This is a genomic window from Ketobacter alkanivorans (assembly GCF_002863865.1).
Lineage (GTDB): Bacteria > Pseudomonadota > Gammaproteobacteria > Pseudomonadales > Ketobacteraceae > Ketobacter > Ketobacter alkanivorans.
Genome location: NZ_CP022684.1, coordinates 661,283 through 685,169, shown reverse-complemented (window position 1 = coordinate 685,169; position 23,887 = coordinate 661,283). Strand labels below are relative to the sequence as shown.

General features: G+C 52.6%; 21 protein-coding genes and 1 tRNA gene. 13 read left to right on the top strand and 9 right to left on the bottom strand.

Annotated features, from left to right (window positions below):
- The first annotated feature begins 18 nt into the window (after window positions 1-18).
- Window positions 19-1,176, top strand: a complete 1,158-nt coding sequence (locus tag Kalk_RS02710) for a 4-phosphoerythronate dehydrogenase (RefSeq protein ID WP_158643275.1) — start codon at window positions 19-21, stop codon at window positions 1,174-1,176.
- Here the strand turns inward: Kalk_RS02710 and Kalk_RS02705 are convergent.
- Complete coding sequence (locus Kalk_RS02705; RefSeq protein ID WP_101892738.1) at window positions 1,139-1,897, bottom strand: DUF6962 family protein; 759 nt, start codon at window positions 1,895-1,897, stop codon at window positions 1,139-1,141. The genes Kalk_RS02710 and Kalk_RS02705 overlap by 38 nt on opposite strands.
- A gap of 148 nt (window positions 1,898-2,045) precedes the next feature.
- On the opposite strand from Kalk_RS02705, the gene Kalk_RS02700 reads away from it, so the two are divergent.
- Window positions 2,046-3,164, top strand: coding sequence for an ATP-NAD kinase family protein (locus Kalk_RS02700; protein ID WP_101892737.1), 1,119 nt, complete (start codon window positions 2,046-2,048; stop codon window positions 3,162-3,164).
- Here Kalk_RS02700 and Kalk_RS02695 read toward each other — a convergent pair.
- Both Kalk_RS02695 and htpX read right to left on the bottom strand, forming a co-directional pair.
- Window positions 3,128-4,477: an MFS transporter gene (locus Kalk_RS02695; protein WP_101892736.1), complete on the bottom strand. Its 1,350-nt coding sequence runs from the start codon at window positions 4,475-4,477 to the stop codon at window positions 3,128-3,130. The two genes, Kalk_RS02700 and Kalk_RS02695, sit on opposite strands and share 37 nt — an antisense overlap.
- A 69-nt stretch (window positions 4,478-4,546) precedes the next feature.
- Window positions 4,547-5,431 carry a protease HtpX gene (htpX, locus tag Kalk_RS02690; protein ID WP_101892735.1) on the bottom strand — a complete coding sequence of 295 codons (885 nt, stop codon included), beginning with the start codon at window positions 5,429-5,431 and terminating at the stop codon, window positions 4,547-4,549.
- A gap of 277 nt (window positions 5,432-5,708) precedes the next feature.
- On the opposite strand from htpX, the gene Kalk_RS02680 reads away from it, so the two are divergent.
- Genes Kalk_RS02680 through Kalk_RS02665 form a run of 4 tightly spaced genes read left to right on the top strand, consistent with a single transcriptional unit; the run spans window position 5,709 to window position 12,552 of the window.
- Window positions 5,709-6,290 carry a DUF2760 domain-containing protein gene (locus Kalk_RS02680; protein WP_101896187.1) on the top strand — a complete coding sequence of 194 codons (582 nt, stop codon included), beginning with the start codon at window positions 5,709-5,711 and terminating at the stop codon, window positions 6,288-6,290.
- On the top strand, window positions 6,287-8,110 hold the full coding sequence (locus Kalk_RS02675; protein WP_101892733.1) for an Hsp70 family protein: 1,824 nt from the start codon (window positions 6,287-6,289) through the stop codon (window positions 8,108-8,110). Before Kalk_RS02680 ends, Kalk_RS02675 begins: the two co-directional genes overlap by 4 nt.
- On the top strand, window positions 8,110-10,899 hold the full coding sequence (locus Kalk_RS02670; protein ID WP_101892732.1) for an Hsp70 family protein: 2,790 nt from the start codon (window positions 8,110-8,112) through the stop codon (window positions 10,897-10,899). The genes Kalk_RS02675 and Kalk_RS02670 overlap by 1 nt, the downstream gene beginning before the upstream one ends.
- A 57-nt stretch (window positions 10,900-10,956) precedes the next feature.
- Entirely contained in the window at window positions 10,957-12,552 is a 1,596-nt protein-coding gene (locus Kalk_RS02665) for an adenylate/guanylate cyclase domain-containing protein (protein WP_101892731.1), read from the top strand.
- On the opposite strand, the gene Kalk_RS02660 is transcribed toward Kalk_RS02665, so the two are convergent.
- Both Kalk_RS02660 and Kalk_RS02655 read right to left on the bottom strand, forming a co-directional pair.
- Window positions 12,540-12,974, bottom strand: a complete 435-nt coding sequence (locus Kalk_RS02660) for a hypothetical protein (protein WP_101892730.1) — start codon at window positions 12,972-12,974, stop codon at window positions 12,540-12,542. The two genes, Kalk_RS02665 and Kalk_RS02660, sit on opposite strands and share 13 nt — an antisense overlap.
- A gap of 26 nt (window positions 12,975-13,000) precedes the next feature.
- Window positions 13,001-14,221 carry a pyridoxal phosphate-dependent aminotransferase gene (locus Kalk_RS02655; RefSeq protein WP_101892729.1) on the bottom strand — a complete coding sequence of 407 codons (1,221 nt, stop codon included), beginning with the start codon at window positions 14,219-14,221 and terminating at the stop codon, window positions 13,001-13,003.
- Window positions 14,222-14,367: 146 nt separating this feature from the next.
- Between Kalk_RS02655 and msrB the strand changes: the two genes are divergently transcribed.
- The 3 genes from msrB (at window position 14,368) to Kalk_RS02640 (ending at window position 16,192) form a co-directional block, all read left to right on the top strand.
- Window positions 14,368-14,772 (top strand): peptide-methionine (R)-S-oxide reductase MsrB, encoded by a 405-nt coding sequence (gene msrB, locus Kalk_RS02650; RefSeq protein ID WP_101896186.1) that lies wholly within the window; start codon window positions 14,368-14,370, stop codon window positions 14,770-14,772.
- Window positions 14,773-15,233: 461 nt separating this feature from the next.
- Complete coding sequence (locus tag Kalk_RS02645; protein ID WP_101892728.1) at window positions 15,234-15,716, top strand: glutathione peroxidase; 483 nt, start codon at window positions 15,234-15,236, stop codon at window positions 15,714-15,716.
- A gap of 14 nt (window positions 15,717-15,730) precedes the next feature.
- On the top strand, window positions 15,731-16,192 hold the full coding sequence (locus Kalk_RS02640) for a MarR family winged helix-turn-helix transcriptional regulator (RefSeq protein ID WP_199767998.1): 462 nt from the start codon (window positions 15,731-15,733) through the stop codon (window positions 16,190-16,192).
- Between the two features lie 37 nt (window positions 16,193-16,229).
- On the opposite strand, the gene Kalk_RS02635 is transcribed toward Kalk_RS02640, so the two are convergent.
- From Kalk_RS02635 to Kalk_RS02625, 3 genes are all read right to left on the bottom strand, one after another.
- The gene (locus Kalk_RS02635; protein ID WP_101892727.1) at window positions 16,230-16,997 is read right to left on the bottom strand and encodes a hypothetical protein; all 768 of its coding nucleotides are present in this window, start codon (window positions 16,995-16,997) and stop codon (window positions 16,230-16,232) included.
- A gap of 116 nt (window positions 16,998-17,113) precedes the next feature.
- On the bottom strand, window positions 17,114-17,425 hold the full coding sequence (locus tag Kalk_RS02630) for a DUF962 domain-containing protein (protein ID WP_101892726.1): 312 nt from the start codon (window positions 17,423-17,425) through the stop codon (window positions 17,114-17,116).
- Between the two features lie 106 nt (window positions 17,426-17,531).
- Window positions 17,532-18,611 (bottom strand): SMP-30/gluconolactonase/LRE family protein, encoded by a 1,080-nt coding sequence (locus Kalk_RS02625; protein WP_101892725.1) that lies wholly within the window; start codon window positions 18,609-18,611, stop codon window positions 17,532-17,534.
- Between the two features lie 193 nt (window positions 18,612-18,804).
- Here Kalk_RS02625 and Kalk_RS02620 point away from each other — a divergent pair.
- Window positions 18,805-18,880: transfer RNA gene (locus Kalk_RS02620), tRNA-Glu, on the top strand.
- A gap of 65 nt (window positions 18,881-18,945) precedes the next feature.
- Here the strand turns inward: Kalk_RS02620 and Kalk_RS02615 are convergent.
- Window positions 18,946-19,653, bottom strand: coding sequence for a glutamine amidotransferase (locus tag Kalk_RS02615; RefSeq protein ID WP_101892724.1), 708 nt, complete (start codon window positions 19,651-19,653; stop codon window positions 18,946-18,948).
- Between the two features lie 80 nt (window positions 19,654-19,733).
- Between Kalk_RS02615 and Kalk_RS02610 the strand changes: the two genes are divergently transcribed.
- The 3 genes from Kalk_RS02610 to Kalk_RS02600 all read left to right on the top strand — a co-directional run bounded on the left by Kalk_RS02610 (window position 19,734) and on the right by Kalk_RS02600 (window position 23,858).
- Window positions 19,734-21,521: an ABCB family ABC transporter ATP-binding protein/permease gene (locus tag Kalk_RS02610; RefSeq protein WP_233716793.1), complete on the top strand. Its 1,788-nt coding sequence runs from the start codon at window positions 19,734-19,736 to the stop codon at window positions 21,519-21,521.
- 8 nt (window positions 21,522-21,529) lie between these two features.
- Complete coding sequence (locus Kalk_RS02605) at window positions 21,530-22,279, top strand: helix-turn-helix domain-containing protein (RefSeq protein WP_101892723.1); 750 nt, start codon at window positions 21,530-21,532, stop codon at window positions 22,277-22,279.
- Window positions 22,280-22,382: 103 nt separating this feature from the next.
- A complete protein-coding gene (locus Kalk_RS02600; protein WP_101892722.1) occupies window positions 22,383-23,858 on the top strand; it encodes an amidase in 1,476 nt (491 codons plus the stop codon).
- Window positions 23,859-23,887 lie beyond the last annotated feature (29 nt).

The window sequence follows — 23,887 nt, the reverse complement described above, 5'->3', positions numbered from 1 at the left end:
CGGGCAGGGAAACAACACATGAAAATCGTAGTGGATGAAAACATTCCCATGGCGCAACGCTGCTTCGGTCAGCTCGCTGAAGTGGTTGCCGTGCCGGGTCGAGATATGGATCCTGCGCTACTGAAAGATGCCGATGCACTGGTGGTTCGTTCTATCACTAAAGTGAACGAGGCCCTGTTGTCGGGATCGAGTGTGAAATTTGTGGGAACAGCCACCATTGGTGTGGATCATATTGATCAGGCCTGGCTTGCTGCCAATAACATAGCCTTTACCAGTGCCCCTGGCTGTAATGCCCGCTCGGTGGTGGAGTATGTAGTGGCGGCGCTAATGGAATTGGAAGTCATTCGCGATTTCAAACTGGATGGCAAATCCATCGGGATTGTCGGTGTCGGTAATGTGGGGTCGCGCTTGCGTGCCGTGTGCCAGTCGTTGGGTCTGAAGGTGCTGGCATGCGATCCGTTGCGACAGGCAGCGGGTGAAACCGGGTTAGTCAGCAGCGATGAAGCCTGGCAAGCTGATATCGTGACGCTGCATGTGCCCTATAGCATGGACGGCCCTCACGCCACCCATCATCTGGCTGATTTTCAGCGCATCAGCGATATGGTGCAGGGGGGCGTACTGATCAATACATCCCGTGGCTCGGTGGTGAATAATATGGGGTTAAGTCGCGCGCTGGATCAACGTTATGACCTATCGGTTATTTTGGATGTGTGGGAGGGGGAACCTTTCGTTAACATCGAGCTGGCCAATCAGGTTGATATTGCCACACCGCATATTGCCGGTTACAGCTACGATGGCAAAGTGAGAGGCACCTGGATGATATATCAGGCTTTGTGCCAGCATTTCGGTGTGGAGGCATGCCTGACGGAGGCAGAGCTGATTGACCGCAAACTGAATCTGATTTTGGATACGCGGCCGGATCAGGCGGCCTCGCCAAGCTGCGCCCGTGACATCGTATCGCGCATTTACGATATTCGTGAAGATGACTTGGGGTTGCGCACCAGCCTGCAGTTATCCCGAGAAAAACGTGCATTCGGGTTTGATGCCCTACGCAAGCATTATCGGGTGCGACGCGAGTTCCCCACGGTGGTTCTGCGGGGTATTGATTACCTGCAGTCGGTGATGAATGAATCCGAGTTCAATCGACTGCAGGCATTGGGCTTGTTGATGGAGTAAGTTGTTTGGAGGCTGTTGTTGGCTCTGGTTGCAGGCTTGCCAATGTATCCACCAGTCTGCCTTTAGTCAGTACACGATGCAGGTAAAGCAAAAATACCAGAATAATGATGTGGTACCAGTCGTTGTAATGCAGGGGGCCGGTGGGCAGTTCGCCCAATGCCATTAATGACCAAACGCCACCTGCGGCCAGATTCAGAGTCACCAGAAAGATCAGCTGCCAAAACAGTTTCAGCCCCTTGGCGTAAATCAGATAGAGAGAAAACCCAATCACCAGGACATGGGTAAACAGATGGAACATAACCACCAGTGAATACTGGCTGATCACCAATGACGCGCAGCAGAAAGCAACCAGTGACGCCACCAGAGCGCCTTTCACCCAGCCCAGCCCGTAGCGTTCTGCCAGCGGGTGCAGAAATATCCGCATAAAATAATATTCAGTCAGGCCGATGGCAAAGAATGTGGCCAACCACATCCGCAAGTAAATGCTGTGATAGGAGCCAGCTTGTGAGTGCGCTGGCAGCAGATTGTTTGCTTCGTGAATCCAGCGGTGCACCAGCATCTGTTCTGCCTCCATATGGTGGGCAAAGCCACCTAACAGGGCGGCGATGGCGAACAGGGCCATATGAATGGCTGCCTCCCGATAGCGCCGGGCGCGGCGAAACAGATCCAGGCTTAAGGCGATGGCGAGGGCGAAAATAGCGTAATTCAGCGAAATCAGCATGATGAACCGTATTGGTTTTGTTTTTGGTTAACGCAGGCCAAGTGTCGCACGTTTGTGGACGTTTGACATGTCCGAAAGGGACAGGCTCATAGGCGTGGTATAGAATGCAGCCATCACGGATTATCTTCTAAAGGCAGTCAAGATTGCTATGAACCGGATCAAAATCGGTCTGATTATAAATCCCATGGCGGGAATCGGTGGCGCTGTGGGCCTGAAAGGCAGCGACGGCGAGGCCATCGTGGACGAAGCGTTGCATCGGGGCGCTATTCCCCGGGCGTTGCAAAGGGTGGGTATTTTCCTGCAGGAGCTGAAACCCTATGCGCACTACATCCAGTGGTTCTGCTGGGGCGGTGCTATGGGGGAAGACAGCCTGCAGGAAGCGGGTTTTGCTCATACAGTGTGTGGGCAGTGCCAGGATGTGACCGCAGCCGCCGATACGCGGGAATCTGCCCGTGCCTTACAGCAACGAGGAGTGGATCTGATTGTATTTGCAGGCGGGGATGGCACAGCCCGAGATATTCATCGCGCGGTGGGCACCACCATACCGGTGCTAGGGGTGCCTGCCGGGGTGAAAATTCATTCCGGCGTTTACGCGGTACATGCCAAAGGGGCTGCAGAGATTGTCATTAAGATGATTCAGGGTGAGCTGGTCAGTGTGGCCCAGATGGAGGTGCGGGACATCGATGAGGAAGCCTTTCGTCATGGGCAGGTGCGTGCCAGCCACTTTGGTGAGCTACTGGTGCCTGCGGAGGAGCGTTATCTGCAGCATGTAAAATGTGGCGGTAAGGAAGTGGAGGCCATCGCGTTGCAGGAAATGGCGGCTCACATCATTGATGATTTAGAGGATGACTGGCTCTATATCCTAGGCCCGGGCACCACTACCCGTGCAATTACAGATGAATTGGGCCTGGAGAAGACTCTGTTGGGTGTGGATTTGATGCTGAATCACGAAATTGTGCAGTTGGATGCCACAGAGCAGGATATTCTGCATTGGTTGAACCAGTATCCTGCTCGCATTATCGTGACGTTGATTGGCGGTCAGGGTCATATTTTCGGGCGTGGTAATCATCAGATCAGCCCCTTGGTTATTCGTAAAGTGGGGCGCCAGCAGATCACCATTGTGGCCACTAAAACCAAACTTAAAGAGATGGCAGGCCGACCACTGCTGGTGGATACCTGGGATGCGGAGCTGAACCAGCAACTCAACGGGTATATGCCGGTTATCACAGGTTATGAGGATGCAGTGTTGTATCCCGTGGAGGGCTGATGGGTCACTTCCGGCAGTTTCCAAGCCATGACAGCGGCCAGTAGCGAGGTGGAGCCGAGGGCTATAATCGCCATTTCAACACTGGATCGACTTATTAACGCAAAGGCCGATCCAACCAGCAGTAATACGATGCCAATGAGTGTGTTGCAGAGCGCGACCATATTGGCGCGGTTTTCGGCATTGGCCATGTCCACCAGGTAGGTGGATCTTCCCAGTCTCACGCCAGCGTGGCCAATATACAACGTGAAGATGACTGCGCCATACCACCATTCAGATGTGGCAAAGGCCAGTTGCCAGTAAAGCCCGGCGCAGACCAAAAGTGATAGCAGCCCGCATATGCTACCGGCCAGAACCAGTGTCCAGCGGCTGGAGCGATCCGATAATTTGCCCCAGACACTGCCGCTGATAAGGTTGGCCATACCGGTCAGCAATAACAGGGTGCCGAGGGCGGTGAGATCACCGGCACTATAGCGGTTTGCAAGAATCACATAGAATGGTGCCACCAGCGCAGTGCTGATAAAGAGCGTGCGCGTGATGAGAAAATGGATGAAATGGCGATCTTGCAGCAGCGCTTGGAATGGACTCAGACTGCCGCGAATGCTCTGGGGCAGAACAGTTCGATCAGTATCCGGCAGCTCCGGTACCCAGAGGTAGCAGAGGGTGGCCAGCAGCCATGCAATGCCAGCCAGAATCAGCAACACCGCGAGCGCCTGGATATTGGCATCTCCCAACCAATTGAACATCAGCCCCAGGGCAAAGGCGATCCCCACCACACCGGCCACAGAGGTAGCATAGCCACCAACACGGCCCCGCAGTTGCTTGTCGATGGTCTTGCCCTTCACATCTTTGATGACGATGGAGCACAGGCAGCGTGCCAGACTGGATAGCGCTAACAGAATCAATATTGCCAACCCTGCGGATTCACCTTTAAAACCCAACAATGGCATTGCGCCCATGGCCACCATACACAGCCCGCTGAGGAAGCTGCCAATGCACCACAGGAATTTGCGGCGCGGGTATTGCTGGGTCCAGGCAGAAATAAACAGTTGCGGCAGCAGCGACAGGGATTCCCTTAACGGCACCAGCCAGCCAATGAATGCGGCAGGGGCACCTAATGATCCCAGCAGCCAGGGCAGGATCAGTTTGACATCTGCCAGCGTATCTGCGGATTTGGTTAGGCTGAGGGTTACCACATGCACACCAAAACTGTGCTTTTGATGTTGATGGGCGTGATCTGTGATGTCGAGAGGGGATTCTCTGGCGTCGCCGGGCGGAATCAGGTGGTGGTGAATGCGCTCGAAGAGTTGTTTCACGGATTGTGCTCTAGTGGAGTTGCGCTAAAACAAAGCCCGCGAGGGGCGGGCTTTGTCAGGGCGTGCACATTACCGATTGCTGAGTGCAGCGATACGGGCATCCAGCGGTGGGTGGGAGGAGAACAGTGATGCCATCTTGGAATTACGAATACCGAAGGCCACCATGGTATCAGGCAGGTCGTTGGGCATTTCCATCTCTGCTTTCAGGCGCTGCAGGGCGCGGATCATTGCACCTCTGCCGGCCAGGTCAGCACCGGCTTCATCGGCGCGGAACTCTCTCCAGCGGGAGAATTTCATGACCACGATGCTGGCCAGTACCCCAAAGATCATATCGAACAGGAACACCACGGCCATATGGCCAAACATACCCAAGCCGCCTTCGCCTTCATTGTTGCGGAAGAACTGGTCGATTATAAAAGCAGCAATGCGGGCAAAGAACATGACGAAAGTGTTCATTACACCCTGGATCAGCGACAAGGTCACCATATCGCCATTGGCCACGTGGCCAATTTCGTGGGCCAGCACAGCCCGGACTTCTTCACGGTCAAAGCGGCGCAGCAGGCCTTCACTTACCGCTACCAGGGCGGCATTTTTGTTCCAGCCGGTAGCGAATGCGTTGGACACCTGGGATGGGAAGATCGCCACTTCCGGCATTTTGATGCCAGCCTTGGTGGACAGATCGTTAACCGTTTCAAGCAGCCACTGTTCGGCTTGGTTACGGGGCTGGGTGATTACCTGAGCCCGTGAACTCCACTTGGCCATACGCTTGGACAAGAACAGGGAAACAAATGATCCACCAAAGCCGAAAACTGCACAGAAAATAAGCAGTGATTGCAGATCCAGGTTTGTACCACTCTGTTGCAGGTAACCAGGTACCCCTAACAGGCTTAAGGTAATACTGGCGACGGCAAGCACGGCCAGGTTCGTACCAAGGAACAACAATATGCGCATCATGGCTGACTTTTAACCTCACTATAATAAGAAATCAGTTTCGAACATGCCCTACATTGGGCCGGATCGGTTAATTTCAAGTGTTTGATATCTTGAATCAACTGAGCCTTGGACTGTTCATTATCCAAAAGATTCCGACATATCATGTCATTATTTTGTTAAACATAAAAGACGAAATTAATGTGGTCTTTATCCTGGCTGGCAAGATGGTAAACTGCGCGGCATTTCTCATGGCCGTAGTCAGTACGGTGCGTTTACTTAATGACCGAGAGTGAAAATTATGGAGTTCAATCCTGTAATGCCAGCCACCATTGATGTTTTGCACCTGATTCTGGGCGCAGTGGCGCTGATACTGCTAGTGGTTGCTGTGATCCGTGGGTCTGGCAAGAAAGTGGCTGTGTCTGAGCCTGAAGCAGTGGTAGCTTCAGAGCATAAACCTGCACAGAGCCCGCAACCTGAGCCACAGCCCACGCTGAAATCCAAGGATCCTGAGTCTGCGTTGCAATTGTTGGGTTTGCTGCAGCAGGAGGCGCGTTTTATTGATTTTCTGAATGAGGATTTGACCGGTTTCAGTGATGCGGAGATCGGAGCTGTATCCCGCGTGGTGCATGAGGGCAGCAAAAAGTTGCTGGATCAGTATTTTGTGCTGGAGCCAGTGCGCAGTGAAGATGAAGAAAGCCGAGTGACGCTGGAGGCAGGTTTTAACCCCGCAGAAAATCGTGTTACCGGCAATGTGGTTGGTGAGCCACCATTTAACGGCGTTCTGGTGCATCGGGGCTGGCGTGCGCTTAAGTCGGAGTTGCCCAAACTGGCCCAGGGGCATGACCCCCGCATCATTGCACCGGCTGAGGTAGAGCTATGAGTGACGGTGCACGGTACAGCGTGGGCATCGACCTGGGTACCACCAACAGCGTGTTGTCGTTTGTTGATTTGGCCGCCGATGGGGACTCACCCGAACAGCAGGTGTTGGCGATTGATCAGCTGACCCAACCCGGCGTAGTGGAAGCCCGAAATCAGTTGCCTTCGTTTATGTATCAGGCCCACGCAGCCGAAGTGTCTGCTACAGAGCTGTCGTTGCCCTGGGGGCAAAGCGGTACACAGATCGTCGGTTACGGAGCGCGCTATCTGGGTGCCAAAACGCCGCTGCGATTGGTTGCCAGTGCCAAAAGCTGGTTGTGTCATGGGGGCGTGGATCGTCGTTCTGACTTTCTGCCTCTGGATGCACCGGAGGAGGTAGTAAAGACCTCGCCGCTGGCAGCATCAGCCGCCTACCTTGCCCATTTGCAGTCCGCGTGGAATCAGCGCTTCCCTCAGCATCCACTGGAGCAACAGGATATTACCCTAACCGTGCCGGCCTCGTTTGACCCTGCGGCCCGTGACCTGACCGCAGAGGCCGCGCGCGCGGTCGGTTTGCAGCGATTAACCTTGCTGGAGGAGCCTCAGGCGGCCCTGTACAGTTGGCTAAAAAACAGCGGTGATGCCTGGCGCGAGCAGGTCAAAGTGGGTGACATTGTGCTGGTGGTGGACGTCGGCGGCGGCACCACGGATCTTTCGCTGGTGGCCGTGACCGAAGAGCAAGGAAATCTGGTTTTGAATCGTGTCGCAGTGGGAGACCATATCCTGCTGGGAGGCGACAATATGGATCTGGCGTTAGCCTATCGGGTTAAAGCCAAGCTGGAGGCAGAGGGAAAATCCCTGCAACCCTGGCAACTTCAGGCGCTTACCCACGGTTGCCGAGATGCCAAAGAAGCGTTGTTGGGCGAGGCGGATGTGCAATCCGTGCCCTTGGTGGTGCCCAGTAGGGGCTCCAAGATGCTGGGCAGCACCCTACGCACAGAACTGACTCGGGAGGAAGTGGAGCAGACACTGGTCGATGGCTTCTTTCCTGTGACCGAGGTTCACCAGCATCCACGACAAATGCCCCGTGGAGCGCTAACCCGGATGGGTTTGCCCTACGCGCAGGACGCCGGTATTACCCGCCATTTGGCCGCGTTTCTTTGCCGCCAGTCCAATGCCGCCCAGGACTTTTTCGGCAGTGCGCAAACATTCATTAAGCCCACGGCCATTTTGCTCAACGGCGGCGTGTTGAAAGCACCTAAGCTGTCCCAGCGTTTGCTGTCAGTGATTAACGGCTGGTTGCAACAGGAAGGCGCTGAGCCTGCCCGTTTGCTCGACGGCGCCGATCTCGATCTGGCGGTGGCCAGCGGGGCGGCCTATTACGGTTACGTAAGACAGGGCCACGGGGTGCGTATTCGGGGTGGTCTGGCCAGTGCTTATTACGTGGGTATAGAAAGCGCCATGCCCGCAGTGCCTGGCATGCCGCCACCGATTCAGGCTTTGTGTGTAGCACCTTTTGGTATGGAGGAGGGGACACACACCGAACCCAGTTCGCAGGAGTTTGGTCTGGTGGTGGGGGAGCCGGTTTACTTTAGCTTTTTCGGTTCCACCGTGCGTCGGGATGACAGCGCTGGCGTGCTGTTGGATCATTGGAACGACTCCGAGTTGGAAGAGCTGCCGCCGATTCAGGCCTCTTTGCCCGTTGAGGGTCGTCAACCCGGCGAAGTCGTAGCGGTTCGCCTGGCTGCACGGGTAAGTGAGCTGGGTACGTTGTGCCTGGAAGCGATTCCCCGTGATGGAGAGCAGCGTTGGCAGGTGGAGTTTGAAGTGCGGGATAACGCATAGTGAAAAGCACCAACGTGAAAGGCAGTTTCCTGGTAGGTATCGACCTGGGCACCACCCACACCGTCGTTGCGTATGCAGAACTCAGCAGCGGGGCCACTCAGGCTACCCCAAAGCTGTTCGAAATCGAGCAGCTGGTGGGCCCCGGTGAAGTGGCAAAAAGGCCTATGCTGCCGTCTTTTCGCTATCACCCGGCCGCCGCTGAGCTGCCTCAGGAACAACTGGTACTGCCCTGGCCCCAGCAACGAATAGCGGGGGACGACGTTGCCTATCTGGTGGGCGAATACGCTCGCGAGCTGGGTAGCAAAGTGGAAGGTCGACAGATTGCCAGCGCCAAAAGCTGGTTATCCCACGGCCGAGTGGATCGATCTGGGGCTATCTTGCCCTGGGCGGCAGCAGAAGACGTGGAAAAGGTGTCGCCGGTGGTGGCTTCTGCGTCCTACCTTTTACACATCAAGTGCGCTTGGAATCACGAGCACCCTGAGGCCCCGCTTGAGCATCAGGAAATTGTTATTACCGTACCGGCTTCCTTTGATGAGGCTGCCCGCGCCCTGACCCTGCAGGCCGCTGAGCTGGCAGGTTTACCGCAGATAACCCTGCTGGAAGAGCCCCAAGCGGTATGTTACGACTGGTACTTTCGCCAGGGTGAGTCTGCCCAGGATGCCCTGAAGCGTATGCAGTTACTGCTAGTGGTGGACGTAGGTGGCGGCACCACCGACCTCAGCCTGATACAGGTCGATAGCGGTCAAAGCGAACTGAAACTCAACCGAATTGCCGTAGGTGACCACTGGATGCTGGGCGGCGATAACGTGGATCTGGCGTTAGCCCGAATTGCTGAACAGCGCATCAGTCAAAACGGCAAGGCGCTTACTGCCGCCAGCCTCAGTCAGCTGATTCAGCAAAGCCGCATCGCCAAAGAGATCCTATTGAGTGAGCAGGCACCCGCTTCAGCCAAGGTCACATTGCTGGGGGGTGGTTCCCGCTTGATTGGCGGCTCCAAAAGTGCCGAATTCAGTCAGCAGGAAGTGCGCGAGCTGGCGCTGGATGGGTTTTTCCCTTTGGTGGCGTTTGGCGATTTACCGGTCAAACGCAGCAGCGCAATTGTGGAGTTCGGCTTACCCTACGCACCGGACCCTGCGGTAAGCAAATATATCTCCCAGTTTTTAACTCAACATCAAACAGGTTGTCGCAAAGCCCTTAACCAGGCAGAACCTGCAGTGGCTATCCCTGATGCGGTATTGATGAATGGAGGCGTGTTCAACAGTGCACTACTGTCTGAACGGGCCCAGGCTTTGCTGAGTCAGTGGCGCGGAGCACCGGTTACTGTGCTGGAAAATCGTGATCCACATCTGGCGGTGGCTTTTGGCGCGGTGTCGTTCGCGTTGGCACGCCATACCAATCAGATGCGTATCGGGGGTGGCTCAGCCCGTTCCTATTTTCTAACAGTAAATACACAAGGTGGTGCGCCTCAAGGAGTCTGTATTCTACCCAAAGGCAGTGAAGAGGGTGTCGCAGTGCCTTTGCTTGATCAGCGCTTTGCGTTGCAGGTAAATCAACCGGTGCAGTTTTCCCTGGTGGCCAGCTCCGGCGATGATGATTTTACAGCCGGTCAGGTGGTCGAGCTGGATGAAGAGGGCGAACGCTTTCAGCCGTTGCCTCCTTTGGTGGCAGCACTTGATGCAAGTGATGAGCGTAAAGAGGTCGAAGTCAGCTTGGTGACCCATCTTACGGAAGTGGGAACTCTGGATATTCAGTGCCATGCCGTGGCCAGTCCGCAGCAGCGTTGGAAGGTTGAGTTTCAGCTGCGTAAGGATTTGCAGAGCCGCCACCCCGGTCACAGTCTGCCAGCTCGGTACGCAGATGCGGTCGATGCTATTGAGGCGGTATACGGTGCCAATGATAAGGATGCCGACAAGAATGCCGTGAAACAACTGCGTCAGTCCCTTGAAAAATTGTTAGGGCCGCGAGAGGATTGGGATACCGCCCTGGCACGGTCGTTGTTTGATGAATTGTGGCAGCGCCGCAAAAAACGTCGGCGCTCTCAGGCTCACGAGCGGCTGTGGTTTAACCTGGCGGGTTTCTGCTTGCGACCGGGTTTTGGGTATCCGGCAGACGATTGGCGCATCCAACAGGCCTGGACTCTGTATCAGCAAGGGCTACAGTTTGATAAAGAGAATCAGTCTTGGGCTGATTGGTGGACTTTTTGGCGTCGCGCCGCTGGTGGGTTAGATCAGAGCGCCCAACTGAAACTTTACAAAGACATCAGTAAATTTATAAACCCGGCTTCTGCTCGAAATCTCAAAATTAAAACCGAGATCAAGAACAAAGCCTATGAAGATATGGTACGTTTGGCAGCGTCCCTAGAGGGGTTGCCTACAACCACCAAAGTAGAGCTGGCCAACTGGTTTGCCAAGCGCCTGGAGAAAGCCAGTGAAACCCAGACCAGCTGGTGGGCGCTGGGGCGTATTGCCTCACGGGAACCGTTTCACAGTGGTGTGGAGACGGTTATAGAGCCCCAAAAGACGGAATCCTGGCTTGATCTGATCACCCGTCAGGATTGGAAAAAGAATCAAAATGCCGCCTTTGCGGCCGTAATGATTGCTCGTGTGACAGGTGACAGGGTGAGGGATTTGCCAGAAACCACCCGCATGGCCATTGTAGAAAAACTGAGGGCTACAAAAGCCCCGGAGCTATGGCAGGCTATGGTGGAACAGAAACTCGCGCTGGATGATATGGAAAATAAACGAGTGTTTGGTGAAGCCTTACCGGTAGGCTTGAAGCTGCTGAGTTAATGCTATTGTATTTTTAGCAGGGCCAAAAGCGACAAAACCGTAAAAGAATGGAGCGCCATGAGCGAACAAAAACAAGTAAATCAGACCAAAGTTTGGTCAGCTACCGAGGCGCCCGTTTTACTGCAGGAACGGCCGGGTGAGGTTTTAATCGCACCCGCCTTGAGCCTGGATCCCATCAGTGAGATTCGTTCCTTCCATCGCTTCCATGTGCGCTTAACCATGCTTTACGGCAGTGTGGTGATTCTTACGCTGGCCCTGCTTGTCTATCTATTTTACAGCCTCTGGTCGTCATCCGAAGTTGAGTCGCTGCAGCAGCGTCTGTTGACCCTATCCACCAGTTTGGCAGCCACCATTGATGCAGACAAAGTCGCCACCTACCCACTTCAAGCCACTGAACTTACGCCGTTTCATCAAGAGATTTATGAGCAGTTCAAGGCCATGGCAGAGCGGGATCGCGATATTGATTCCATTTATTTGTTACGGCCATCCAACGTACCAGCAGATCTTTATTTCTTTGTAGACTTTGCCAAAGGTCAGATGGTGGGTCAGCCGGGGCAGTATTACTCTGCGGAAGATACCCCCATACTGTTGAAAGGCTTCTCCCGGCCGGCGGTAGAAAATACGCCTTATCGTGACGAGTTTGGTTATACGCTGTCGGCTTATGCGCCCTTGAAGACCAATGCTGGACAGACCGTCGGCTTGGTGGGGGTGGATGTCAAAGCTGAGCGCCTGGGTATGGTTGAACAGCGGGTGATGATGATTTCTGTTGTCATCTTTGTATTGTCCTTTCTGGTGATTGCGTTCGTGTCATGGTTTGTTTCCCGTAGTATTCGCGAGCCCCTTGGGCGGCTCATTCAGGGCACCGGTGCAGTGGCACAAGGAAACCTCGATGTGCGCATGCACATGAGCCGGGGCGATGAGTTCGGGCTGCTCGGCAAGTATTTCGACAAAATGGCCGACGAACTGAAAGAACGCCAAACCTTACGTGACCTGTTTGGTCGCTATCTCAGTGAGGATGTGGCCCGCTCCGTGCTGGCCCAGGAGCACAAAATTGATTTGGGGGGCGAGGAAGTTGTCGTCACGGTGCTGTTTTGTGATCTGAAGGATTACACCACCATCAGTGAGCGCCTGTCGCCATTGCAGATGGTGTCCATGCTCAACGAATATCTGGGCGTAATGAACAGCATTATTGATCAGCATAAAGGCTGCGTTATCGAGTTTTTGGGCGATGGCATTCTTGCGGTGTTTGGCGCACCTCAGGCTTCGCCGGATCACGCTGAAAAAGGCACCCGCTGTGCATTGGCCATGCGCGAGGGGCTGGACGCACTTAATAAACAATGGCAGGCCGATGGTTTGGCACAGCGTTGGGAAGCGCTGGGTGTCGATAAGATCGAGTTCAGGATCGGTCTGCACACCGGTGCCGTGGTGGCCGGTAACCTGGGTTCAAAAACCCGGATGAAATACGCAGTAATAGGCGATACCGTCAACGTGGCGGCGCGGCTGGAACATCTTAACAAGGAATTCACCACAACGATTTTGATCAGCGATGATGTGAAAGCCCGGCTACCGAACGATCTGGCTGAGCGCACCACCCAGATGGGGCTCAGCCAGGTCAAAGGGCGATCGCAGCCGGTCATCTGTCATTCGTTGTAGAATGCGCGCATTACCTGAGTCAGTTGCTCTGACGATTGGGATGCAATCGCGCGGCGCATATGCTCAATCATGGTAAGACGTTCCTGTGCCTCGAAGGAAGGAACGTCATCCAGTTTGGCGTCGGTCAGTGCGTCGTGGACGATGGCCGAGAGCTTGATCAAGCCTTTCGCTGTGAGATGTGACTGATCAACGCCTTCCTGGCGCACGGTGGCGCCGTACCGTAGATAACCTTCCTCAGCCAGCCACAGCATGGCACCAAAACAGGCTTCGTGGCGTTTGGTATGCAAACCGAACTCATCCACTTGATCCGGGCCGATCAGATCTTCAACAAAAAGATCCATTTTGCGGGGGAACACCCGTTGCAGGCTCATAAGGATGAGCGCCGTATCCTTGTAGAAATCCAGTATGTTCAAATCTGCCATGGCTACTGTCTCTGGATCTTATGCAACTATAGATCTTTTCTGAGCCGCTCGAAAAACTCAGCCATCTTGGTCAGAGCGGTATGAAGGTCTTCTTCCCGTGGCAGGAACACCAGGCGCAGGTGATCGGGGTTAGGCCAGTTAAACCCCGTTCCCTGTACCACCAGGATTTTTTCCTGAATCAGCAGATCTAATACCAGCTGTTGATCGTTCTTGATGGGATACACTTTTGGATCCAGGCGCGGAAACATATACATGGCGCCTTTGGGTTTAACACAGCTGATCCCGGGGATATCGCACAGCATACGGTGAGCCAGTTCCCGTTGGCGGTACAGGCGGCCAGTAGGTGCGATCAGCTCGTTGATGCTTTGGTAGCCCCCCAGTGCGGTTTGAATGGCCAATTGCCCCGGTACATTGGCACACAGACGCATGGACGCCAGCATCGTTATGCCTTCCAGATAGTCTTTGGCTGCAAACTTGTTACCACTTACCACCATCCAGCCGGCCCGATAACCGGCTATGCGGTAGGTTTTGGACAAACCATTAAAGGTGATGAATACCAGATCATCAGCCAGTGACGCTGTGCATACGTGCTCGGCATCATCGTACAGAATCTTGTCATAGATCTCGTCGGAGAACACGATAAGCTTATGCTCTCGAGCCACCTGCAGCATCGCCTCCAACACCTCTTTGGGATACACCGCGCCGGTGGGGTTGTTGGGATTGATGATAACCATGGCACGGGTTCGATCCGTGATCTTGCTGCGCATGTCCTCGATATCGGGATACCATTCAGACTGCTCATCGCACAGATAATGCACGGCTTTGCCCCCTGACAGACACACGGAGGCTGTCCACAGTGGGTAGTCAGGTGCAGGGATCAGTACTTCATCGCCGTTATTGAGCAGCGCCTGCATCGACATCACGATCAATTCACTGACACCATTGCCCAGATAAATGTCATCAATCTGAACTTCCTCGATGCCGCGCTTCTGGTAATACTGCATAACGGCTTTGCGCCCGGAAAACAGGCCTTTGGAATCACTGTATCCGGAGCCGTCCGGCAATTGATAAATCACGTCCTGGATGATTTCTTCCGGTGCCATCAAGCCAAACGGTGCGGGGTTGCCAATATTGAGTTTGAGTACGCGGTGACCTTCCTCTTCCAGGCGACGGGCTTCTTCCAACACCGGCCCCCGAATGTCGTAGCACACATTATGCAGTTTATTGGACTTCAACACTGGCTTCATATAGACAACTCTTACCCCAAACGGGCCTCTATGTTCTTAACAATTAAAAAGGTTCATAGTATGCAAGCATAGCAAGCTTACAAAGACCGGTAAGTGTATACGAAAACCGATTGTTTTTAATGTACTTTGAGTGTGAGGTGGTTACGGTGGGAAAACGCGTTGAAAAAAGCCAGGATGAATGGAAGCAAACCCTGTCGGAAGAGGCGTTCGCCGTCTGCAGACTGGCAGGAACAGAGCCTGCTTTTACTGGTAAATACTGGGATCACAAAGCAGTAGGGCAGTATCACTGCGCCTGTTGTGATGCACCCTTGTTTGTTTCCGAAACCAAATACGATTCCGGCTCCGGCTGGCCCAGCTTTTTCAAGCCGGTCAATGATGCCGCTGTGGCTGAGCATCGCGATAGCAGCCACGGCATGATTCGTACTGAAGTGGTGTGTGCCGCCTGTGATGCCCATTTGGGCCATGTGTTCCCCGACGGGCCGCCGCCGACAGGCCTACGTTACTGCATTAATTCAGCCTCGTTGCAGTTCCGTGATAATGGTCAAGAATAGTTATTAACAACCCTTTTCCCTAAGGGGCGCTCGTTATAACCACAAATTGTTAACGGGCGCCCATCTAGATTTAATCGATTAAACTATTCATCGATCACTTAAATGCTTGCTTTTTGTCGGTAATTATTTTGTACACAGTTAGTGTCTGCTATCTCTGTGAGGCTCGTAAAACGTGGAGGCTGCCGTCATGGTACGATTGTCATATAAGTTGCTGAAATATGGATGGATTATGACTGTATAAAAAATGATCAACTTGTTGGGGAAACCGCTCTGTGTGTGCTTTACGAATTTTTACATAATGTATCAACAGAGTTATCCACAGATATTGTGGAAAAGTGGGTCTTTATCCACGCCAAATATTATTAGAATTATGCAAAATATAATTGTGCACAATGTAGTTTTCCCATAAGCTCCCTAACGTCGCATTCGACATCCCAAACCCCGTGAACTGGAGGACAGCAATGACCAATGTTTATGACTTCAACGCCGTTACTATTCAAGGCAAAGAAAGGCCTCTGGCTGAATTCAAAGGTAAAGTATTGTTGGTAGTCAATACCGCCAGCAAATGTGGTTTTACGCCGCAGTTTAAAGGCCTGGAAAAGCTCTATGAGAGCTATAAGGATAAGGGCTTGGAGATTCTTGGGTTCCCATGTAACCAGTTTGGCAAACAGGATCCAGGCAGTAATGATCAGATCAACGAGTTCTGTGAGCTGAATTACGGGGTTTCCTTCAATATGTTCGAAAAAGTGGACGTGAACGGAGATGATGCACACCCCTTGTTCAAGCACTTGAAAGCGCAGGCTCCAGGGTTGCTGGGAACAGAGGCGATAAAATGGAACTTCACCAAATTCCTGGTGGATCAGAATGGCAAGGTGGTGAAGCGTTTCGCGCCTAAGGATACGCCTGCGAAAATCGAATCTGAAATTCGCAAGCTGCTGGCCTGACCCGGAGGCCTGCCGTGATACCGCTTTATGACGGTGATGATGCGCTCAAGCTGGATAATCAGTTCTGTTTTGTGCTGTACGCGTTATCCCGCAAAATCATCGCCCAGTATCGACCGTTACTGGATCAGCTTGGGCTCACCTATCCGCAATATCTGGTTATGCTGGTGTTGTGGGAGGCGCTGCCTGATCCAGAGCGGCCGCAGGGGGTGACGTTAAAGTTTATTGGTGAACGTCTGATGCTTGATAGCGGTACTTTGACCCCATTGCTTAAACGGCTGGAGGGCAACGGATTGTTGCACAGGGAAAGAGCCAAGCATGATGAGCGTGAAGTACTGATCAGGTTATCGCTTGATGGCATTCAGTTAAAAGAGCGTACCCGCCATGTACCTTTGCAGGTGCTGTGCAGCAGTGCTGTGGCACCTGAAAAACTGATTGAGCTGAAGGATGAGTTGAGGCTTCTGCTGGACGAATCCTGATTGGTTGGGTTAATGCCAAACCCGGCATTCAATCCGCTCAGAAGTACTTCTTCTTCCAGGCGTCTTCCTCTTCAATCAGCTCGTTCATGGCTTGATCCAGTTCGTTGTCCGCGTCTGAAGAGGTTTGAACCGTTTGGCCTGACTCTAGTTTCAGCTCGTTGATAATGGCGTTGATCTGCTCTATGCGCTCGTTATGCTCACCTTTCTTATTGCGTTTCTTCATTTCGGCCAACGCTTTCTCATAATTGAGTATGGCGACTTTGGTCTTCTTCTCTTGGCGGGCGCTTTCGGCGACTTGTAGCAAAAAGTTCAGGTTGGCGTCGATGAAGCTGGCCTGAATAAAGGTGAGATGTTTACGAGCCTCATCAACGGTCAGCACTTTGTTCTGGGTGTATCCTTCGATCACCTTGCTGAGTTCCTGCAGCAGCACGCGTATTTGGTTGGCTTCTTCGGGGTTTTTAAGCTGTGGTTTGGCTTGCTTGGTGGTGGCGGCGCTGATTTCGGCGATTTGCTCGTTGGTGGAATCCAGTTTCTTGCGGAACTTGTCGTTGTTTGGCGCAAGCTGTTTCAGTTTCTCCATGCGCTTCTTTATCTGCCCTAGCAAAACCAGCTGTATATCTTTGCCCAGGTATGCCGGTGGAATAGAATCCAGCAGGCGTTGCAGGCGAAACGCGTAATCGGAGAGATTGGCAATCATAAGTGCCCGTTGCCGTCGCTGCTTCTCGATGCTGTGACTGATATAGAACAACCCGATTAACCCGGCACCGCCAAGCACGGACAAAATTGCTATGAGTTCTGTGGACATGGTGTTTCCCTTGCCAGGAGCCTTCCTACTTTGTTAAGTGTAGACCTAAATTCTTGATTCAGGAGAAAGGTTGTATACCGGGCAGAGAAAACCTCATAAGCGGATTAGGTAATGGCTTAAAAACGGATTTTCCCGGTGATGATGTCCTTATACATCACCCAATCCCCCATGAAGCTATACCAGGGGTAGGTGAACGTGGCGGGCTTGTTTTTTTCAAAGAAAAAATGGCCGACCCAGGCGAATCCATACCCCACAACCGGCAGCAACAGAATCATGCCCCAGCTCGCACTGGTAACGATGTACACCAGTAAAGCCAGTACCAAAGTGCTGCCTACAAAGTGCAGCCTGCGACAGGTCAGGTTGCTGTGCTCTGCCAGGTAGAATGGATAGAATTCACTAAATGACTCATATTGCTTGGTTTCTGACATGGGGGTGCCTCAGGATTTCTATTGTTCTTGCTTCAGTGCCATCAGATTACCTCATGGCGATCTGATGGCCTAGCGGTGTAACCAACGGTTCCTAGTGATCGGCTTTTTATTCCCTAACGTTATCATTTTGCAGCGGCAGCATGGCAATGCTGTCACCGGTCAGAGTGCCCAGGTACAGGGTGCCTGCATTTTCCTGGATGGAGGTGACGAACGAAAAGTGATCGCCCTCCGGATCGTGCAAGCTGCGCAGCACATTCCCTTGTTCATCCAGCTCCAGAATGAACCCATAAGGTTGAGGCTTGGGGCTGAAAAAGCTCGGCAGTTTGGCAACCAGATTCTTAAGGAAGGGTTTGGGGTGTAGGTTGTCGGCTTGAGGGTTGCGCACAGTGGGCAATGCCACCCAGAAGGTGCCGCGCCCACTGCTGGATACGCCATCAGGAAAGCCGGGCAGGTTGTCGATAAATATCTCCGATTGGCCTTGTTTGGGGCCTCGAATCCAGTAGCGGGTGATTTGGTATCGGTAGGTTTCGTTCACCAGCACGAAATCTTGATCCTTGGATAGGGCGACCCCGTTTGCAAAGTAGAGATTATCCAGCACGGTCTTGGCTTGACCGCTGGCGGGATCATAGGCAATCAGCCGGCCCCAGGGGCGTGATTCCAGCATATCCAGCATATAGTGCTTTTGATCATACTTTATACTGGCGTCAGAGAAGTAAATGATGCCATCCTGATCGATCTCCAGATCGTCGGTAAACACCAGTTTCTGACCATCGACTTCGGTTAACAGCGTAGTCAGGGTGCCGTCTGGTGCCAGCGAGAGCAGACCTTTGAAAGCATCACAGATGATCAGGTTGCCATGGTTATCCCAATGCAGGCCAAGGGGGCGTCCACCGGTATTGGCCATGGTTGAAATGTTGCCATTTTGGTCGACGCGTACGATACGTCCATCTTCGGTGGCACCGTAGACCCGCCCGAAGGCATCCACATCCACGTCTTCTGCCCCAAAAATTTCACCTTGCCCCAATAACGTGGCGCTATCCAGCGCATGATTGACCGCATATGGACCGTCCATGGCTGGGGGGGTAGGTGGTGTGTAGGCGGCAGCGTCGATAGGAGAGGGGATCACGAGCAGAACGGTGAATCCTGCGGCCAGTAAAATCACTAGCCCGAGTAGCGCTTTTTTCATTGTTATAATTCCTAATGTGAATAGCCCACATCCTAGCGAAGTAGCTGCGTAATTGCTAACAGGCGGTTAAGGTAGGATTTGCGTATAGTGTCTTGATTATTCAGGGGTAATTGATTTTTTTGGTAAAAAAATCTTGACTGGGTTTTGATCCGTCCATAAAATGCGCGCCTCAACACAGCGAAGTGTTACTTGCGTCCCCTTCGTCTAGTGGCCTAGGACACCGCCCTTTCACGGCGGTAACAGGGGTTCGAACCCCCTAGGGGACGCCACTATTAAGTAAAAAGCAGGCTTTAGGCCTGCTTTTTTTATGGGTGAGATTTAGCTGAGGCTTGATCTACTGACACAAATCCACAAAGCGCTGTACCAGATGCCGATTGGCGTCAGCATGATCTAAAGTCGCCAATAGTTTACGAACCGGCATACCGGCCGCCAGCAGCTTTTCTGCAGCTTCAAATACATACCCACGCATAATGTCTACACTGAACTCAGGGTGAAACTGCACGCTCCATATGTTGTTCCCAATCCGATATGCCTGATGGGGTTCATAATCGTTGTAGGCGAGCAAGGTCGCGCCAGGCGGCAAGGTGAGTGCGCTTTGGGCATGAGTTACCTGGGCGGTGAATATCGGTGCCAGCCCCCCCAGCAGTGGATCCTGCTTGCCCGCATCGGTCAGGTTGATCGACACCGTGCCAATTTCCCGTCCTTGTGGATGCCAGCCTGCTTTGCCCCCCAATGCCTCTGCCAACAATTGATGCCCATAGCATACTGCCAGTAACGGCTTGCCGTATTGTTGTACTGATCTAAGCCAGGGCTTCAGGTTTTCGCTCCAGGGAGCATTGTCAGTCACCATGGCGGGCGAGCCAGTCACGATAAACCCATCGTAATCCCTAAGCTCCGGCGGCTTGTTACCATCCGCTACTTCAAATGTAGTAAAGTGCGCATGACTCACAGATTCTCGAAACCAATTATCAAAGTCACCAAAGATGCTGTGCAAGCGTGGGTGGGTGGTGCCGGTTTTGATAATAGCGATTCTGGAGGTCATAGGGTTTGCAATCCATACTGAATGATCTTCAGTTGGCTTTATAGCAAGAAAAGACTGTTTGGGGAAATTAAGGTAACACTATGCACGACAGAATGTACGGTGCGGTTCAGCGATCCAATGTGGATTGGCGTGTTTTGGCAAAATTGGTGCCGTATCTGTGGTTATTCCGCATAAGGGTCGGTTTTGCATTGGTGTTGCTGATTATCGCTAAGCTCGCCAACGTTGGGGTGCCGGTCTCACTTAAGTATATTGTCGATTCTCTGGATAAGTCCCTGGCGGTTCAAGCCGTTGCGGTTCCAGTGGCTATGGTGTTTGCCTACGGTATATTGCGTTTCAGCAGCGTGCTGTTTGGTGAGCTGCGCGACGCCGTGTTCGGGCGGGTGGCAGAACGCACTTTGTCGCGCTTGGGGCTGACAGTGTTTGAGCACCTGCACCGACTGGATCTGGAATACCATTTGAGCCGTAAAACCGGCGGGTTATCCCGCGATATCGAAAGGGGAACCAGCGGTGTTTCGTTTTTGCTTCGCTCCCTGGTGTTCAGTGTTGTGCCAATTTTGGTGGAGGTAGCCTTGGTGATTGCTATCTTTGCTCTGCAGTTTGATTTGATTTTTGTTTGGATCACCTTGTTTGCGGTGGTGGTCTACATTGGGTTCTCGGTGGTGGTTACTAATTGGCGTACAGAGTTCGTGCGGGCCGCCAACATGAAAGACAATCAAGCCAACACGCGAGCTATCGATAGTTTGCTCAATTACGAAACGGTTAAATACTTTAACAACGAACATTACGAGTCAAAGCTGTACGCCGCCAATCTGTTAGAGCGGGAGCAGGCAAAAGTCACCAACCATCTTAGCCTGGCGGCGTTGAATTCCGGGCAGGCTTTGATTATAGCGTCCAGCATCGCCGTGATGATGTTAATTGCCGCGTATCAAGTGCAGGATGGACTGATGACCCTGGGTGATCTCGCCATGATCAATGCGCTTATGATTCAGGTATTTATTCCCCTAAATGCGCTGGGCTTTGTTTACCGTGAAATGAAGCGGGCGTTGGCTGATGTTGAGGGGATGTTCGATATACTGGATGTGACCCCCGCAATTCAGGACTCTGATCATGCTGAAGCCTTACCCGTGGGCGCAGATGGCATTCGTTTTGACAATGTGAGTTTCTCCTATCATCCGGATCGACCCATACTTAAAAATGTATCCTTCACCGTACCGGCAGGCAAAAAGGTAGCAATCGTTGGCCCCAGCGGTGCCGGTAAATCCACTATTGCGCGTTTGTTGTTTCGGTTTTACGAAGCAAATGAAGGGGACATTTATATTGGTGATCATGCCGTGCGTGATCTGACACAAGATAGCCTGCGAGCTGCCATTGGAGTGGTGCCTCAGGATACCGTGTTGTTCAACGATACACTGCAGGAGAACATACGCTATGGTCGTCCTGATGCAAGCGAGCAAGAAATACTGGATGCCAGTCAACACGCAATGTTGTCTGCTTTCATCGAAAAACTGCCCAAAGGTTATAACACTTTGGTCGGTGAGCGGGGGCTGAAAGTATCCGGCGGCGAGAAACAACGTATCGCCATCGCCAGAACCCTGCTTAAGCGGCCTCGAATTTTTCTATTTGACGAGTCTACATCCTCTTTGGATTCCAGAACCGAGCAGGCCATCAATCAATCTTTGCAAAAAATTGCCCGTGATCATACCACCCTCATGATCGCTCATCGCCTTTCGACCGTGGTGGATTGCGATGAAATCATCGTACTGGAAGAGGGTGAAATAGTAGAGCGTGGCAGTCATGATGATTTATTAAAGCAGTCTGGTCGTTATCAGGATATGTGGCGCGTACAAATGCATTCCGAGACGGAGTAATCGAGATCATGGCGCAAACCGTTGCACTAATCGATGCATTAAAACAGGTATTAAAAGAGCAATCCATTACCTACAGCCAAGTGGCAGATCATTTGGATATGTCATTGGCCAGCGTAAAGCGATTGTTTTCTGAAAAGCAGTTTTCGCTAACGAGGTTGGACAGTGTTTGCGAGCTGGCAGGCATCGAGATCAGCGATTTGGCCCGGCGCGTAGAGAGGGCAAGAAAAATAAGCCATCTTACCCTCGAACAGGAACAGCAACTGGTGGAAAACGAGAAACTGCTTATTGTGGCGCTCTCAGCACTGAATCAATGGACATTTGAGCAGATCGTATCCAATTATGATTTTTCTGAGGCGGAACTGATCCAGTGCCTGGCAAAGCTCGACCGCATCAAATTGATTGATCTGTTGCCTGGGAACAGAATAAAGCCATTAATTACCACGGACTTTCAATGGCAAAAAAACGGGCCTATTCAACGGTTTTTCGAAACACAAGTTCAGCATGACTTTTTCAAGAGTCGGTTCGAAAGCCCCGGCGAGATCAGATTGTTTGTCACAGGTATGTTAACGCGAACTTCGAATGCCATTATGATGCAAAAACTTGAGCGGCTGGCTGGGGATTTTCGCAGAATGCATCAGCAGGATCTCAGTTACCCTCTGGACGATCGACATGGAACCAGTCTGGTGTTGGCCATGAGGCCGTGGGAGCTTGAACTATTTCTGCGTCATCGTCGTGCCGGATCAGAAAAAACATTCTAGGCGAGGCCTGAGACCACAGCATTATGCTCGATTGGAATTTGAATCGGGCTGGGTTAATCTGACCGTCCGGTTTTAATTTGTAGTGTATACAGGGGAAAGAGAAGTGACGACTGAGTGGGCCTATCACAGCGCCAAGCAATTACTGACGGATATGAAGAATGGCAAGCTGACCAGTCGTCAGCTGTTGGATTACTATATAAAACGCATAGAACGACTCAACCCGCAGTTAAACGCTGTTATAGCGACTGATTTCTCCGCTGCCCGGGCGCGAGCGGATGCTGCCGATAAAGCGCGCATTGATGGTAAAAGTTGGGGGCCACTACATGGTTTGCCCATGACAGTAAAAGACACCTACGAAGTGGTGGGTATGCCGTGCGTCGCCGGTGCCCCCAGTTTAAAAGATCACCTGCCAAAGAAGAATGCTGTTGCAGTGCAAAGGCTCGAAGACGCCGGAGCCATCGTGTTTGGGAAAACCAACGTACCGCTCTTTGCGTCTGATATTCAGAGTTATAACAAGGTATACGGCACTACTCACAATCCATGGAACGTTCAATATACCCCGGGTGGGTCTTCCGGCGGCGCGGCGGCTTCGTTGGCGGCCGGATTTACCTCGGTAGAGTTGGGTTCGGATATTGGCGGTTCCATTCGTACGCCTGCTCACTTTTGTGGAGTGTATGGGCACAAGCCCACCCACGGTATCATTTCGCTGCGAGGCCATATTCCTGGCCCTCCTGGCGTGTTGAGCGAGACTGATCTGGCGGTGGCCGGCCCAATGGCCAGAACCGCCGACGATTTACAGATGCTGATGGATGTGGTGACCGGTCCATCGCCGTTGATGGAGCCGGGCTGGAATCTTAAACTTCCGGCCGCGAAGCAACGTAAACTGCAGGATTTCCGTGTGCTGTTCTGGTTCGACGATCCGTTGTGCCCTATAGGTTCAGACATGCAGCCAGCGTATGCACAGTTAAAACGCACATTGGAAGAGCAGGGTGTCTCAGTTACCACTGGGTCACCTCTGGGCATGAACCTTGAGACGTTCTACCCTACGTATCTGAAGTTGATCGGTGGTGTGATGGGAGCGTCCCATAAAAAGGTTGAGCGTACAGTGATGTCGCTGGCTGCTCCGGTTTTTGAAAAGTTAGGTTCCCGTTTTAAGCTTCCCAAGTTATTCGATAATTACCTGATAGGTGCCGGTCAGTCCCATGTGGACTGGTTGCGAGCCAGTGAAAAACGCTATCGTTTGAGGGAGAAATTCAAGGCAGTATTTGATGAGTTCGATGTGGTGTTGTGCCCTGTAGCGATGACCACCACCTTCAAGCACCTCCAGCAACCAGAAATGTTGCTGCGTAAAATCACAGTAGACGGAAAGCAGCGTAATTACCCGGACTTGTTTATGTGGATAGCGCCTGCAACCCTGATGGGGCTACCGGCCACCAGTGCTCCCGTGGGGGTGACTAAAGAGGGTCTGCCAGTGAACGTGCAGATTGTGGGTGCGCCTTATGAGGACAAGACCACCATTCGTTTTGCCAAGCTGCTGGAAAAAGCAGGGATCACTTTCCAGGCGCCCCCTGGATACTGAAATAACAAAAAGCCCGGTGTAAACCGGGC